The organism is Pseudoalteromonas sp. ATL1 (assembly GCF_058933015.1).
In genome coordinates this window covers 4,090,361-4,106,258 of record NZ_JBZYXL010000001.1, presented here as the reverse complement: position 1 = coordinate 4,106,258, position 15,898 = coordinate 4,090,361, and the positions used below count along the sequence as shown (strand labels likewise).

Annotated in this window: 15 protein-coding genes; 11 read left to right on the top strand and 4 right to left on the bottom strand. The window is 42.7% G+C overall.

Annotated features, from left to right (window positions below; genetic code table 11):
* Window positions 1–5: 5 nt before the first annotated feature.
* Window positions 6–683 (bottom strand): site-specific integrase, encoded by a 678-nt coding sequence (locus AC5FX4_RS18000; protein WP_493607687.1) that lies wholly within the window; start codon window positions 681–683, stop codon window positions 6–8.
* A gap of 251 nt (window positions 684–934) precedes the next feature.
* On the opposite strand from AC5FX4_RS18000, the gene AC5FX4_RS17995 reads away from it, so the two are divergent.
* The 9 genes from AC5FX4_RS17995 (at window position 935) to AC5FX4_RS17955 (ending at window position 8,489) form a co-directional block, all read left to right on the top strand.
* Window positions 935–2,767 (top strand): motility associated factor glycosyltransferase family protein, encoded by a 1,833-nt coding sequence (locus AC5FX4_RS17995; RefSeq protein WP_493607686.1) that lies wholly within the window; start codon window positions 935–937, stop codon window positions 2,765–2,767.
* Window positions 2,764–3,456 (top strand): hypothetical protein, encoded by a 693-nt coding sequence (locus AC5FX4_RS17990; protein WP_493607685.1) that lies wholly within the window; start codon window positions 2,764–2,766, stop codon window positions 3,454–3,456. Before AC5FX4_RS17995 ends, AC5FX4_RS17990 begins: the two co-directional genes overlap by 4 nt.
* A 215-nt stretch (window positions 3,457–3,671) precedes the next feature.
* Window positions 3,672–4,682 (top strand): tRNA dihydrouridine(20/20a) synthase DusA, encoded by a 1,011-nt coding sequence (gene dusA / locus AC5FX4_RS17985; protein ID WP_493607684.1) that lies wholly within the window; start codon window positions 3,672–3,674, stop codon window positions 4,680–4,682.
* 218 nt (window positions 4,683–4,900) lie between these two features.
* Entirely contained in the window at window positions 4,901–5,578 is a 678-nt protein-coding gene (locus AC5FX4_RS17980) for a PspA/IM30 family protein (RefSeq protein ID WP_493607683.1), read from the top strand.
* A gap of 10 nt (window positions 5,579–5,588) precedes the next feature.
* A complete protein-coding gene (locus tag AC5FX4_RS17975) occupies window positions 5,589–5,792 on the top strand; it encodes a PspC domain-containing protein (protein ID WP_493607682.1) in 204 nt (67 codons plus the stop codon).
* 13 nt (window positions 5,793–5,805) lie between these two features.
* On the top strand, window positions 5,806–6,129 hold the full coding sequence (locus AC5FX4_RS17970) for a hypothetical protein (protein WP_493607681.1): 324 nt from the start codon (window positions 5,806–5,808) through the stop codon (window positions 6,127–6,129).
* Between the two features lie 84 nt (window positions 6,130–6,213).
* Complete coding sequence (locus AC5FX4_RS17965; protein WP_493607680.1) at window positions 6,214–6,723, top strand: copper chaperone PCu(A)C; 510 nt, start codon at window positions 6,214–6,216, stop codon at window positions 6,721–6,723.
* A gap of 14 nt (window positions 6,724–6,737) precedes the next feature.
* On the top strand, window positions 6,738–7,724 hold the full coding sequence (locus AC5FX4_RS17960) for a DUF2333 family protein (RefSeq protein WP_493607679.1): 987 nt from the start codon (window positions 6,738–6,740) through the stop codon (window positions 7,722–7,724).
* Between the two features lie 3 nt (window positions 7,725–7,727).
* The gene (locus AC5FX4_RS17955) at window positions 7,728–8,489 is read left to right on the top strand and encodes a TIGR04219 family outer membrane beta-barrel protein (RefSeq protein ID WP_493607678.1); all 762 of its coding nucleotides are present in this window, start codon (window positions 7,728–7,730) and stop codon (window positions 8,487–8,489) included.
* A gap of 56 nt (window positions 8,490–8,545) precedes the next feature.
* Here the strand turns inward: AC5FX4_RS17955 and AC5FX4_RS17950 are convergent, their stop codons facing one another.
* Together AC5FX4_RS17950 and AC5FX4_RS17945 are read right to left on the bottom strand one after the other, a co-directional pair.
* Entirely contained in the window at window positions 8,546–9,427 is an 882-nt protein-coding gene (locus AC5FX4_RS17950) for a TIGR03899 family protein (protein WP_493607677.1), read from the bottom strand.
* Window positions 9,424–9,933, bottom strand: coding sequence for an SRPBCC family protein (locus tag AC5FX4_RS17945; RefSeq protein WP_493607676.1), 510 nt, complete (start codon window positions 9,931–9,933; stop codon window positions 9,424–9,426). The genes AC5FX4_RS17950 and AC5FX4_RS17945 overlap by 4 nt, the downstream gene beginning before the upstream one ends.
* A gap of 207 nt (window positions 9,934–10,140) precedes the next feature.
* Between AC5FX4_RS17945 and AC5FX4_RS17940 the strand changes: the two genes are divergently transcribed.
* Together AC5FX4_RS17940 and AC5FX4_RS17935 are read left to right on the top strand one after the other, a co-directional pair.
* Entirely contained in the window at window positions 10,141–12,342 is a 2,202-nt protein-coding gene (locus AC5FX4_RS17940; RefSeq protein WP_493607675.1) for a bifunctional diguanylate cyclase/phosphodiesterase, read from the top strand.
* 125 nt (window positions 12,343–12,467) lie between these two features.
* Window positions 12,468–14,648, top strand: coding sequence for a YgiQ family radical SAM protein (locus tag AC5FX4_RS17935; protein WP_493607674.1), 2,181 nt, complete (start codon window positions 12,468–12,470; stop codon window positions 14,646–14,648).
* A gap of 2 nt (window positions 14,649–14,650) precedes the next feature.
* Here the strand turns inward: AC5FX4_RS17935 and AC5FX4_RS17930 are convergent, their stop codons facing one another.
* Window positions 14,651–15,802 carry a TRAP transporter substrate-binding protein gene (locus AC5FX4_RS17930; RefSeq protein ID WP_493607673.1) on the bottom strand — a complete coding sequence of 384 codons (1,152 nt, stop codon included), beginning with the start codon at window positions 15,800–15,802 and terminating at the stop codon, window positions 14,651–14,653.
* Between the last annotated feature and the right edge of the window lie 96 nt (window positions 15,803–15,898).

Here is a 15,898-nt window from a genome sequence, read left to right as displayed (position 1 = left end):
GGAGATTAGCTATGTCGCTCAATAAATCTTTGCCAATGCACATTGCTGTTTATCACTCTAATTGGGGCAACAATTTGCTTAAGTAAGTTTGGAACGGGTGATTGAGTGAGCAGCTCATCTTTTAACCCCATAAGATAATGAAAAGCGGGCTTATTAGCACGTTGAATGGCAGCAATACGAACTTGCTGTTCAAAGTTTAATCGCAAACTGCTTATGGCTGTTTTATGCCCTTGCTGATCTATATTAGGTAGGCCACACTTTTGTAAATACCCCAAGCGTTCCCCCTCACCCGAAAACCAAATACGCACTTTTTCACTATACCTACCTGATTTAGAGGGTAAGTCGAACAGCAGTCGTGTTTGCCCTTGAGTTTTTACAAAACTAATGTAGTTTTCTAATCCTGCCTGCCACAGTGCGGTATGAATAGGTATAAACCTGTGCTGGATTTTTCCATGAGTTGTAAAATTAAAACCGTGTACAGAATCTTTTTTGACAACATCATCTAGCGTTAAACTGCCTATTTCATCACTGTATGCGCCGGTGTAATAGGCGATAAGTGGTAGCCAAAAATGCCAATGTTTAGGTTGTTCTCGAGGCTGCTTTTCATCACCATAAATGTAGCCATTAAATAGCGTGTGTAACTCCATTGCGGAGAAAGCTCGTCGGCCTAAATGGGATTTCATGCCTTAAATATCTGCCTCTTTTATATTTCGTTGCTAGTTTATCGCGTCTAACGTAATGCGCAAGCGCGACTATATAGCAAAGTACATATACGGATGGAAATAAAAGGAAGCACGAGTTGCTTTTCGGGATAGATTGTTCCGTTTACTTGCACATTGAGGTATGCTTAGGCTGTTGCTGGCTATGCAATTGATTAATTTAAGGAATGCTGTTAGTGCTAAGTATGCAAAACTATCAAGTGAACAGGGAGATCATGGAAACGTTAGGCGCAACGCGGCTTAATGGATCTGGCGTATCATGGTCGACTGATGAGGCGAAGCAATATGCTTCAGAGTTTTATGGTCATTGCCCCAATCAAGCTTGTGAGCAACAAGTCGCTCTATTTCTTTCTGCGCCTTTACATTTAGCGATGAATTTTTCAGCTCCGACTCGTTCACCTTATCTACATCAGGAGTTTATTCATGGCATGACTCAACATGCTAAAGAGCTGGGCTTTAAGCTCACATCTGTTCCCTCAAGGAGCACATTGATTCTTCTGGGGGGGGGCTCAGGATTACACATTCCTAAGTTGATACAAAAGGTCAACTATACGGATATCATTATTGTTGAAAGTGATGAGAATCAGCTTGAGCTTGCTTGCCACTATACAGATTTTAAAGCACTAAAGTTTCACTGTGAGGCACAAGGGGGAAGCCTACACTTGCTTCAACCTAAAAATTATCGCGAGTTTATACAGCAGATGAAGCGTTTAAACTCCGAATTTGGCTATGGATTGCTGGCAGATATCAGCTTGTTTAGGCACTATAACTGCGAATTGTTTGATGAGTTAGTCGAAAATTTTAAATCCTGGCGAAATCATTTAGCTAGCATGTGGGGTTTTTTTGAAGATGAATTAATAGGGCTTAACCACACGATTGAAAATTTACCTCATATTACCAAGTCTCCACCTTTGTTTGCGCAGTACTTTGACATAAATACGAACGTGATTATTGTTGGGAATGGTCCAAGTTTAGACAATGACATTGAGGAGATAAAAAAAACAACAGGTGCACTTATTGTCTCCTGTGGAACAGCCGTTGCGAGTTTACTGAATCAAGGAATAACGCCTGATTTTCATGTTGAGATGGAGCGTACAGTTGGTATTTTTCACCTAAAACAAGATTCTCTGGCTGATCCCCGTTTAAAAAATACAGTATTGTTAACATTGAACACTGTAGCGCCTCAACTTTTGAGTTTGTTTGATCGTAAGTTGGCGTTTGCCAAAGCTAATGATATTGGGACTTATGTTTTGAAGGCACTTGACCCGGTATATAAGCCCCTATACCACTGTAATCCAACAGTCGCGAATGCAGCTTTAGCTATGTTGTTAGAGTTAGGTTTTAAGAATATCACCCTATTAGGGTGTGATTTAGGCTTTTATGGTGAACAACATCACCATAGTCGATACTCTCAGTATCATGATCAGCAAGATAAACTCTATTTGGCGAAAATGAAGGCTGAACTGCAAGTTAAAGCAAATTTTGGTGGTCAATTGCAAAGTACACGTATTTTCAACGAAGCGAGGCAAAGTTTAGAGTCTGTGGTCGCTAAAAACTCTACAGCGTTAATCAAAAATGGTAGTGATGGCGCATATATACATGGTTGTCAGCCTATTAAATTTCAGTTTATTCAACAGGATGAGAATCGGAGAAAAGCACATGATGTGTTTGATGAGTTCATATCAAAAGCATCACATCTAGAGCAACCGCTATTCAAAGCTCAACAAAAAACATCCAAACTAGTGGAAGAGTTGAAAGATATAATCATTGGGTTAACGCAGAATATTGAAGTAAGCCAGACACATAGAGATTTAATTTTATCTCTTAATCGCTGCGTAACACAATTGGAAAGCGCCTCGACGGCTGAGTCAAAAATTTTACTCAGTGGGTCATTAAAATATTTATGTGTCACAATGGTGAGCCATACCAATCATATTTCGGCTAAATATTGGGACCGTTATTTTTCAGTTGCTAAGGATCAGTTGTTGAGGGTTCTTAGTGGCTACAACAACAACCTAAATACTATTTTAGTTAAGGAAAAACAATGAAGTTTAATTTACTAGCAGTCCTTCCGATTGCAGTAGGAACTGCACATATTGGTAAAACTATAGCGTCAGGTGCTGAATCTATTGCAAATGGGTTGAACAGTGTCGAACACTCACAACCATATCTAAAAAACGCTGAAGTGGAAACTGCTTTTAGTTCAGTCGACTCATCAGGCAGTTGTGATTCGTTTGGAAGTTGTGACTCCTTTGGCAGCGGCGATTCATTCGGCAGTGGTGATTCATTTGGCAGCGGTGACTCTCAAGGTAGCGGTGATTCGGCTGGCACAGGTTATGAGCCTTTCCCTACAAGTAAAGACACGATTAGTAAGGGCGTGCTTTTTGTAAAACAAACTGACGGAGTAACAACAGAAGATCTATTCCAAATTTGTGTAAAAGCAAATAAACGGGTAGTGATTGGTCACGCTACACCTGATTATACCTACTTCACAGGTAAAACATTCACAATGCGTGGTAACTATGCAATTAAAAAAGGTACGTTTAATATTCAAATCGCCGATCCGAGTATTAATGTGCTTGAAAAATTGTATTTAAGTAAAGTGGATATGCCAGATTACGAGTTTGATGGCTACAGATTCACTGGAAAACAAAGAAGTGATAAGTATGTAATAGCTTATTATGAAGGCTTATCTAGCTATTATACCTATAGCTGTGAAGCAGTGTTGGGTTACTAAGCATATAATGGGCTACGTTTTCGTAGCCCATTATCAACTCAAGAATGAAGTGTGCATACAAACTCAATATGTCCCTCCTTTTGAATTAAAGATCTTTTACTGATCGTTTCATCTACATTGTGTATAATTCCGCTCTTAGGTTTCGTTCGGCTACGTGCGCAAGGCGAAGCTAAGGTTAGTCGGTTTCTAGATTCATTGAAAGCAATTAGGTAGTTATGAAAAATTCACAGGCAGTTTCAAATTCCAACATGGTAAGCGATTCAACGTTCAGACGATTTTCCGTTGCCCCCATGCTTGATTGGACGGATAAGCACTGTCGCACGTTTCACCGTAAGCTGTCTAAGCATGCGGTACTGTATACTGAAATGATCACCACTGGGGCTATTTTATTTGGCAAAGGTGACTATCTGAGCTTTGGAGAGCATGAAATGCCCGTTGCGTTGCAATTGGGTGGCTCTGATCCGAAAGCCCTTGCTGAATGTGCGAAACGCGCAGCAGAACACGGTTATAGTGAGATTAATCTCAATGTAGGTTGTCCATCAGATCGCGTGCAAAATGGTCGATTTGGTGCATGTTTAATGGCTGAGCCACAGTTAGTTGCTGATTGTGTGGCTGCAATGAAAGCGCAAGTGGATATTCCTGTTACGGTTAAAACGCGTATTGGCATTGATGAGCAAGACTCATATGAATTTTTAACGGCACTGATTGAGGCTTCTGCACAAGTTGGTTGTGATGATTTTATCATTCATGCACGCAAAGCGTGGTTGCAAGGCTTAAGCCCGAAAGAGAACAGAGAAATTCCACCCCTTGATTACCCTCGTGTGTATCAACTTAAGAAAGATTATCCAAATTTACACATCAGCATTAACGGCGGTGTAAAAACGATGGAAGATAGTTTGCACCACTTACACCATATTGATGGTGTTATGGTGGGGCGTGAAGCGTACAGCAACCCATTTATGCTCTCTCAAGTTGACGAATTAATTTATGGCGATGAAGCATTTACTCAAACTCGTCATCAAGTAGTTCGAAGCATGTATGACTATTTTGAAGCACAAATGTCTGCAGGTGCGAATTTTTGGCACATTGCTCGTCACATGTTGGGTATTTTCCAAGGACAGCCGGGTGCTCGAGGATTTAGACGCCATCTATCTGAAAATGGTCATAAAAAAGAGGCCGATCTTAAGGTGATGGAAAAAGCGCTAAGTTTTGTACCTGAAGAATAATCATCACTTACCATCTCAACAAAAAGCCGCATTCAATGCGGCTTTTTTGTTGGTCTAAATCACTATTTTTTAGTGGGCATGGCTAATTAATCACCATGACTTATCCGTCAGATACTTGCAAAAATCACCTTAATTTATTGTTTATTATCGCTTTTTTATTTTTGGCACAAAGGTTGGATTATCTAGTTAACCAAACGCCAAATGCAAAGGAGCACAACATGGCTTTAATGAATCGAATTGAAGACTTAATTAAATCAGAAGTAAATGCGTTTTTAGATAAAGCTGAAGACCCACAAAAGCTTGCCGCACAATTATTGGTTGAACTTAATGAAGCACTGAGTGAGTGTCGCAGTACGGCAGCGGTGATCATCTGTGAGCAAAAAGCGTTAGAGCGTCGCCAGCAGAATAACGCCAAAAGCATTGAAGCATGGCAACAAAAGGCGGAACATGCCTTAGCTAAAGAGCGTGAAGATCTTGCAAAAGCCGCCTTGGTAGAGAAACAAAAGCTTGGTGAGGCACAAGAGTTATTGACGACACAAAATGAAGAGTTACAAAAAACGTTAACAAAGCTTAAAGATGATGCGGATAAGCTAGCAAATAAAATAGCGTCACTGAGAAGTAAGCAGCAACAGTTTGAACGAACACAACGAAGTGCATGTGCACGACTTAAAGTTAGAACGACGATGTGCAGCGATGAAGTAACCAATGTACTACAGCGTTTCGAGCAATTAGAGAGCAAAGTGGAGCGCATCGAAGCACAAGTGGAAAGCTATGAGCTTGGCCAGAGCAATACAGAGCAGCAATTTGCACAATTTGAACGAGACGAAAAAATAGACGTTGAACTGGCGCAACTTAAACAAAAAATGCAAAGTCAAAGCAACTCAGTGAGTGCTTAAGGAGTTTTATATGAACTGCTATCGCGACAGAAAAACATGTTTTAAAGATATGAGAAACAAAAAAATTGCTGGAGTGTGTGCCGGTGTAGCTGAGCGCTTCAATATGCCTATTTGGCTCACACGACTATTAACTGTGTTGCTGTTTCTAAAATTCCCTATGTTTACTTTATTGGCATACGGTGTTGGTTACGCAGTTTTACCAAGCAAAGTTTAATAAGGAGCACGCCATGAAAACCGTATTTTTAGTCTTGATAGCGTTAATGGTTTGTTCAGCATTATCATGGCTAAACTCACCTCTCATATGGTTAAGCATTCCCGATTTTGTCCTAGACTTAAGCTGGGTGGGAATGGAATTATTTACGGTATTGATTGGTATCATCGCCTTTGTGGCTGTAGTGGCGTTGTTAGGAATGGGGTTGATTGGCGTGTTTTTAGTGGTGCTCATTGGGCTAGTATTAGCACTGCTGTTTAATTCAATTTTGATTGCATTTCCGTTGTTATTGCTGGTAGCTGTTGGTTGGCTAGTTGTTGAACCTGAGTCATCACATTAACTAGAAAGCAGTAGGATTGGTAACGCGAAACTGCCTAAATCATGATATGATTTAGGCAGTTATTGCTATTCTCAAGGAAAGTATATGTTCATTAAACATTTGGTTCTTGGTGTTTGTTCCGTCATTTCTTTAGCTGCGATGCCTGTGCTTTCTCATTCTACATCTCATGGGGTTGAACAATCAGCGATCGTGATTGAAGATGCACGCATTAGGGAGTTTTTGCCAGCAGCACCCTCGACAGCGGCCTATTTTGAGTTATCAAACCATTCGAATGAGAAAAAACAGCTTATTAAGGCCACAATCTCAGGGCTTGGGCGCGTAGAAATTCATGAACATGTACACACCAATGGCATGATGCGAATGCAGCAAGTCTCAACGGTTGAAGTTGGGGCGCATAAGCAACTCGCTTTTAAACCCGGGGGTTACCACCTTATGGCGTTTGAGCCGAGCGAACCGCTCAAAAAAGGCCAGGAACGAGTGCTCACTTTATATTTTGCGGATAAAAAGACAGTGCAAGTGCCAATTAAAGTGGTGTCATTACAAGATAAAATGAACAAAAAACATAACCAACATTCACAACATAGTCATCACTAAAGGTAGGAGCAGCTATGCAGCAACACTTTGGAAAAATTTTTGGCGCGATAGGTTCTTTGCTGTTGATTGGCTACTTACTCGCTGTATATTGGAGTATAGAGCCGGATCAGTTTAATGTTGTGGAGCAAGCCAAGCAGCAAGCGCAAAGCAATAATGAAAAGCTCGTAACGGGTTATGTCACCACCAATACGCTCATACACGTGAGCGAAACTCTGCTTAATAAACCGGGTGGCTATTTGTCTAACGATGTATTACCACCGAGTGTGATGATGGACAACATGCCTGCGTGGGAATATGGGGCACTTGAAATGGTCAGAGATCTTGCTTTATCTATGCGTAAGGACTTTAGCCGCTCACAGTCGCAATCAACAGAACATCCATCTTTAAAAAAAGCGCAACCACAATTTAATATAAGTTCGACAGCATGGGCATGGCCAAGTGCTGAAGGTGAATATCAAACGGGCATTGAACACTTAAAAACATACCGTTCGTTAATTGCCAGTCCAGCGGAACGAGATAGCCAGTTTTACGCTCGTGCCGACAACTTACGAGGTTGGTTAAAGGAAGCTGAAAAGCGTCTTGGCAGTTTGAGTCAACGTCTAAGTGCCAGTGTTGGGCAGGAAAGGGTTAATACCGATCTTGCTGGAGATAGCGCTGCTAACCAAGCAACTTATGCACCGAGTCACAGCGAGGTGAAAACCTCTTGGTGGAAAATAGACGATGTATTTTATGAATCTCGTGGTGCCAGTTGGGCATTATTGCATTTCTTAAAAGCGGTCGAATATGACTTTGCTGATGTATTAGCGAAAAAGAATGCTACTGTTAGTTTGCAACAGATAATTCGAGAGTTGGAAGCGACGCAGGAAACCGTATGGAGCCCAATGATCTTAAATGGTAGTGGATTTGGCTTAGTTGCTAATCATTCATTGGTGATGGCAAACTATATTTCAAGAGCTAATGCCGCTCTTATTGAACTCAGTGAACTTTTAGCGCAAGGATAAAAAATGAAAAAGTATTGTATCGCAGCCGCGTTGTCTCTGGCTTGTTTAGCACCTGCAGCTCAAGCAGATACGCTGCTCGGGTTATATTTGGGAGCAGAAGGGTGGCAGGCAGATAACTCAGGTAGCTTCGCCGAAAAAGGTAATTCGGAGTCGTTTAATTTTAAAGATGAGACGTTCTCTAGTTACTATGCTGCACTTGAGCACCCAGTGCCTTTTATTCCAAATATTAAGTTACGTTATACGGAACTTGAGCTGGATGGTTCAACAACACTATCAGAAACGTTCGAATTCGATGGTAAAAACTTCACGGTTGGTACTACAGCCAATACGCTAACCGACTTAAACCATATCGATTATACCTTGTATTATGAGCTGTTTGATAATGACTTAGTGTCGTTTGATTTTGGTCTTAACCTCAAACAATTTGACGGCTCTATTAAATTAACAGGTACGGTTGATGGCACCACAACAACCGAAGTGAAAGACTTCTCTGGCTTGGTGCCACTTGGTTACTTACGCGCACAGTTTGGCTTGCCGATGACTGGTTTTAGCGTATTTGCTGAAGGTAGCATGCTGGCGATTGACGATAGTAAAATTCAAGACTACCAAGTGGGTGTTGCTTGGGAGGTGTTGGGCAACTTAGCAATGGACCTTTCGTTAAAGGCTGGTTATCGTTCAATGGTGATCGAACTTGATGATATTGACGATATTACAACGGATATTGATGTTTCAGGCCCGTTTGCCGGTATTGAGATCCATTTCTAAATAATGAACATACATCGTTCGGTATCTAAAAAAGCGGCTTGGGCCGCTTTTTTACTTTAAGCTCCCCATTGGCAATCAAACTCAGCCTCCAACGCTTGTTCCAGCGCTTGTTTATATTTTTTGTTAATGGGTGAGCTGACTAATTTTTTTAGTTCGTCGCCGGTTTGTGTGAGCTTATAATAACTGAGCACCAGTTCATTGCTTTTTGGTGTGAGTGTGAGCTTTTTATTTTGATAAGTCAGTTGCAACGTTTGTCCTTGTTTTAAACTCGCCGACTCAATTTCCTTTCTATAAATTAAGTTAATATCCATTAATGTCAGTATGTTTGGAAAGCTAAGCCCCGCCGCACCCAAATTAATGGATTCTTTATTGCCTTTTCTCAGCAAATCAAAAAACGACGGCTTTTTATAATATCCAAGTAAGATTAAGTAGCTGTCTTCTTTTTCAAGGTAACCACAAAGCGCTGCACAACGCTGGAGTGCTGAGGCTTCGCGTTGCGTCATTTGTTTGAGTGTTTGCAAACTCTTAATGGAGAAGGTGCCAGGAGCGACTGTTTCACCAACGAGTATTTTAGCCCACAGCTTTTGCATATTTTGGTTGGCAATATCTTCAGCTAGGTCGATAAAATGTTCTAACCAGTCGGGATCGGGGCGACCTTGACTGGTCACATCAGGGCAAACGCTTAATGCCAGCGCTGTAATTTGCTCAATGTTCTGTTGACGTTGTATTTTATTAAGCTGTGCCCGTTTCAGCGCTCTTTTTAAGATGCTGTCCTCGCTTCGTACACCATAACTAATGGGCATAGTCCCTTGTGCACCATAGCTTTCATCAGAGCTTGAGCGAGATCCAAAATCTCGTCTTTTTATCATCGCAAAACCGAGCTTTTCTTCTATTAGTGAGGCTAAGCTTGCTTTAGCTTGCGCATTTTTTACAGTCATATTTGTGCTCGCATTTTTAGCTCAGTATTTAAGTTATTGAGCGCAGAGATCAACATTTGCGTTAAGTAGTGCTGTGCATAAAGCGCAGCAAAGCCGCCAAACAAGGTGGAATGGATCACACCGGTTATCTGCCAACCTACCACGGTTTGATTATTATCATGGCTAATGCGCAGTGTTCCCGTTGCGCTATGTTCATTACTAAGCAGTACAGAAAATTGGGTTACTAGTGGAGTTTGGCTAATAATGGTTAATTCGATATTGCCTAGCTGATGGTCAAGTTTTACATGCGCACCAGGGTGGCTACTCGGGGTTGAGATATGAATACTTTGCATACCGCTGATGTGCTGCCATGCCATTAACTCAGACCAATAATGTAGGTCGTTGAGTTGCTCAAACTGCTCAGGGCGTGTTTCGTGATAAATTGCGCTTTGGTTGGTTTGAAACTGATGGGGCAGCAGCAATCCTGCCAATACGAGTAGCAAGAATATAAAAAATATGACTCTCATTAAGTTGATGAAAATTCTGATATCGAACTCCAAACCTGATTAGCAACATCTGGCACGCAAGTGTTTGAACATCGTCTATAATATTTCTAGCGTGTTAGCAAAAATTTATACATATTAGTAAAAATGTATCACAATTCGTATTATGGTAAACGGCTAAGTAAATACAAATTTGATACTTCGAGCAAGTAGTGAGTTGAAGGATAACAGATGGCATCTGAGCAAGATGATTTTTTATTTTTAGATCATGATGATGATACGCAAGAGCCTGAAATTAAAAGCACCTTTTGGGATGTGCTGGTGGTTGATGATGATCCTGAAATTCATTCTGTCACAACGCTTGCTTTATCTGGCGTTGAGTTTTGGGGGCGTTCTCTACGTTTCCATCATGCCTATTCCGGTGCAGAAGCCATTGATAAATTGATCCATACACCAGAGATATGTGTCATGCTGCTGGATGTTGTGATGGAAACCGATGATGCTGGGCTGATAGTTGCTAGACGCGTTCGAGATGAATTAGATAATCAAAATGTACGCATTATTTTACGTACAGGCCAACCGGGTCATGCACCAGAAGAGCAAGTGATCCGTGATTACGATATCAATGATTATAAAATGAAAACCGAGCTGACGCGCAGCAAGTTAGTCACGTCAATGATGACTGCGGTGCGCTCTTATCGCCAGATCTGCGAACTGGAAGCACAAAGTACGGCACTCACGTCTATTTTAGACGCAAGTAAAGGTATCTTAGGGCACAATGATATCCGCACCTTTAGTCTTGCTGTTGTATCACAGTTAGCCAAAATCCTCGGTAGTGAGCCCAATGGTATTGTCAGTGGCCAACAGGGTCAGGATAAGCGAATTATGGTGCTCGGCGGCACAACTCATTTCCAAGAATTTTTTGGTGAAGGGCTAGAGCAGCTAGATAATGGCCGCGTCATTATGCAAGTGCAAAATTGTTTTCGCAGTGGTGAACATCAGCGAACAGAGCATGACATTACCGTGCTTTTGCAAGGTAAAAACCGCAGTGCCGCAATTTATGTTGAGCTCGACGTACAGCCGACAGAATCTCAACTGCAGTTTATGGAGATTTTTTTAGCGAACGTCAGTATCGGTTTAGACAACATTAAACTGTTCAATGAATTGAGAGATGTAGCCTATAAAGATCCGCTCACCAAGTTACCCAATAGAGCAAGCTTTGTTGAACAACTCGCTCATTACTATAAGAAAGACCAAACACATGAACTGTTGTTTATTCTGGTTGATATAGCCCAGTTTTCAGATATTAACAATGGGCTTGGGCAAGAAGTAGGTAACCATTTATTGCTGGCAGTGATGCATCGCTTGCAGCAAGAGTTTACGCAAACTGAATTGTTGGCACGTATCGGTGCGGATGTATTTGGCTTGATACTACCCAAAGCAAGTTTCGATGAACGTATGTTTGTGGATAGCTTACTGATCCCCTATCAGGTAAATGAGCATGTATTGTCGATCCATTTTAGAATTGGCGTGTGTGAACAATCAGATTTTGCGTGTAATGGCCTTGATACGTTAAAGCTTGCTTATATCGCGCTGAACCAAGCAAAGCAGGCAAACCGAGTACTTGGCTGGTATACCTCCGATCTTGAAGAGAAAATGGCCTGGAAGCTGGGATTGATACGCCAGTTAAGGCAAGACTTTGAACATCGCAAGCTTGAGGTCTGGTATCAGCCTCAGCTTTGTTTACAAACACTCAAAATCATTGGTTGTGAAGCGTTGTTACGATGGCCTTCGGGTAACGGTCGATATATTTCGCCGGCAATATTTGTGCCGCTTGCGGAAAATGCTGGGCTTATAATCGATATTGGTCAATGGGTACTGGAGCAAGCTTGTGAGCAGCAAAAACTGCTGGCGGAGCATGGTTGGGAAATGAGTATTGCTGTGAATGTATCGGTGCCACAGTTCAAAGTCGCAAACTATGCGCAGTCGGTGAAAGATACCTTAATCGAATACCAAGTTGATCCTCAGTTCATCGAGCTAGAAGTCACCGAAAGTGTCGTTATGGATGAAGTCGCTGCGGTGATAGAAACCCTTGAAGAGCTTCAAGAATTTGGCGTTGAAGTGGCCATTGACGACTTTGGTACTGGGTTTTCATCGCTCAGCTATTTGCAAAAATTACCGTTTTCTCGTTTGAAAATAGACCGCGCGTTCATTAAAGATATTCCAGATGAAGACAGTGGGGCAATTGCCGAGTTAGTCATATCTCTGGGTCGTCACCTTGGCAGAAAAACCATTGCTGAAGGGGTAGAAACCCAAGCGCAGGCTGATTTACTCAAAAAAATGGGCTGTGATGAAGTACAAGGCTTTATGTACGCTAAACCCATGCCAAGCCACGAGTTGTTGGCTTTTCTAAAAAGTTACAAAGTAAAATAATCTAACCAGCCCAACACGCAGTGAGTGATTGTTAATCTCGGTGTGTGTTCGGGGCTCGATTCTATGGTTTGAGGTTAGCACGTATTAGGCTATAATTCGGCTCTTTTACCCGCTAGGCAGTCATTATGAGCGCACTCAAAGCAGAACGTCCGTTATTCTCTTACCCAAAATACTGGGCTGAGTGTTATGGCACAGCACCCTTTTTACCTACCACTCGTAAAGAAATGGACCAATTAGGTTGGGACAGTTGCGATATTGTGCTCGTAACGGGAGATGCCTATGTTGACCATCCTAGTTTTGGTATGGCGGTGATTGGCCGAGTACTTGAAGCGCAAGGTTTTAGAGTCGGTATCATCGCGCAGCCGGATTGGTCGAGTAAAGACGCCTTTATGAGCTTGGGTAAGCCTAATCTATTCTTTGGTGTGACTGCGGGCAACATGGACTCGATGATCAACCGCTATACGGCTGAGAAGCGCATGCGTCATGATGATGCGTATACGCCGGGCAATGTTGGGGGCAAGCGCCCTGATAGAGCTGTAGTTGTGTATAGCCAGCGTTGTCGAGAGGCATATAAAGATGTTCCGCTTGTGATTGGCGGCATTGAAGCCAGTTTAAGACGTATTGCGCACTATGATTACTGGCAAGAAAAAGTGCGTCGTTCCATTATCTTTGATGCTAAGGCAGATATTTTAATCTATGGTAATGCTGAGCGACCATTAGTTGAAGTGGCACATCGTATTGCCAAAGGGGAAAGTGTTGAGACCATTCAGGATGTGCGCGGCACTGCGGTTATTTGCAAAACACCTTTACCTGAGTGGCGCGGTAGTGACTCTACCGCAATTGATAAAGTGGGTAAAATTGACCCGATCCCGAACCCTTATGGTGCCGATGATGTCGGTTGTAGTAAGTCTGAGTTTGCAAAAGCAGGGATAGACTTGTCCGCTGAGGCGGCGAAACCGATCACCGTGCAACCGCCACGTTTGAAGCCATGGGAAAAAGTGTACGTTAAATTACCAGCCTATGAGCAGGTAAGCGTCAACAAGCCATTGTATGCACACGCGTCACGGATTTTACACCAAGAAACAAACCCAGGTTGTGCTCGCGCACTTTTTCAGCGTCATGGCGACCGTTCGGTGTGGGTTAACCCTCCTGCATTTCCGCTTGAAACGCAAGAGATGGATGCGGTTTTTGGTTTGCCTTACCAACGTATACCTCATCCAAGTTATGGCAATGAGAAAATTCCAGCCTATGAGATGATCAAGACTTCGGTCAATATCATGCGAGGCTGCTTTGGCGGTTGTAGTTTTTGCTCTATCACTGAGCATGAAGGACGGATCATCCAAAGTCGCTCAGAAGAATCAATCATTGAAGAAATAGAGCAAATTCGAGATAAAGTGCCTGGATTTACAGGCGTGATCTCCGACTTGGGCGGTCCGACGGCCAACATGTATAAGTTGCGCTGTAAGAGTAAAAAAGCGGAAAGTACCTGTCGCCGTCTATCTTGTGTTTATCCTGATATTTGTAAACACATGGATACCGATCATACACCAACAATTGATCTGTATCGAAAAGCTCGTGATGTCAAAGGCGTGAAGAAAATCTTGATTGCGTCAGGTGTACGTTATGATTTAGCGATTGAAGATCCAAGATATGTGAAAGAGCTTGTAACGCATCATGTTGGCGGTTACCTGAAGATCGCGCCAGAGCATACTGAGCAAGGCCCATTGTCTAAGATGATGAAACCGGGAATGGGCGCATACGACAAGTTTAAAGAGCTATTCGACAAGTACTCAAAAGAAGCGGGTAAAAAGCAGTATTTGATCCCGTATTTCATTTCTGCCCACCCGGGAACAACCGATGAAGATATGGTCAATATGGCACTTTGGCTTAAAGCGAACGACTTTAAGCTAGATCAGGTGCAGAATTTCTATCCGTCGCCGATGGCAAATGCCACCACCATTTACCATACCCAAATGAATTCACTGCGTAATATCAAGAATAACACCGAACAAGTGGCAGTGCCTAAAGGTGCGCGCCAGCGTCGTTTGCACAAGGCAATATTGCGATACCACGATCCATCGGGTTGGCCAATGATCAGAGACGCATTGCGCGCTATGGGTAAAGCGAATTTAATCGGTAAAGGACCAAACTGTCTGGTTCCTGATGAAGGGCGCTCAAGTACCGTAGGTAAAGGAAGCCCTAAGAAGGGTGGCAAGGCTGCGCTTACTCGCCATACTGGTTTTAGCCAATTTAAAAAGGCGAACACCAAACCTCGCGTGGGTTCTAATCGTAAACGAGCCAAGTAGTGTTAGAAAGAGCTTGATTTCTGGGTGTGGGCCGCTTCATAAAACTCCGTGAAGCGCTTTTCATTGCCCAGTAAATGGTTTTTAAAAGGCAGCCACTCTGCTCGTTGGTGTCCTGCGGCTTCCTTCCACTGCTGCATTTCATTTTGGCTCGGTAAATACACGTTGGTGCCCATCTTTTTCAAAGTTGATTCACAGTACCTTGCGATATTTGGCATAGTTTGAAGATGTTGTGAAAACGTTTTGTGTGCCGCATCATATAGCGCTGTTTTTAACGCGCTAGGTAGAGCATTAAACCAAGGCTGATTGACCACCAGCAGCCAGCCATCTTGTACGCTGTTGATTTGTGATATGACGCCCAAATGCTGCTTTAAGTTATTGGGGCCATTGAATAGACCGACAATGGAAGGATCGAGCGCTTGAATTCGTCCTCCTTGCGCTAATGTGGCGACCTTCTTCCAAGGAACATCAACGGGCGATGTTTCGCACAACTCATAAAATTGACGCAATGCTTTACTTGCAGGAATGCGGAAAACCACATTTTTCATCACATCCGGTGTACTGAGTGTGGCTCCAAAGTACTTCGTTGAAGTGGCTGTTCTTGCACCGGGCACATAGTGCATAAGAATAGACAGCTTACCTTGTTTTTGGATCTCGCTAATCACCTGTGTTTGCCATAATTTCGATGAAATTAGGTTTAAGTAGTTTTGCTGCTCGGCGCACCAAAAGGGAATGTTTAAAATATCGAGAGATGGCAAGATAGGCGTTAAATTGGACACCGAAATAAGCGCAGCCTGAATACTACCTCGGGCCACGAGTGCGGCCAGATCGGTGCCAACACCCAGCACACCATTGTGGAACACATTGAAGTAAATCTTGCCCTTGGAGAATGTGTGAATGTTATTTTTCAATTGCTGATGCATGTGAGGGGACGAGTTGCTTTTCGCTGAGTCATATGGCGACGCAAAGATCATATTGTATTGTGCCGAAAGGCACTTTTCTTGCTCTAATGTATCTTCTAGTAAACAGCTGCTCGCTGCGAATAATGGGGGCGGTACACTGAGGGCTGCACCAATTACAGCAAGCTTTTGGGTAAACTGACGACGAGTTTTATCGATGCTCTTTGATTTTTGACATTGCTTGTGTTGGCGAACCATACTGCGCGATCACGGTTACTGGCTATGCAGTAAGCTTAGCAGAGGAAGTGAAACAGACGAAGTTTGGGCACGAGATCAAATTTGGTTCACGTTGAA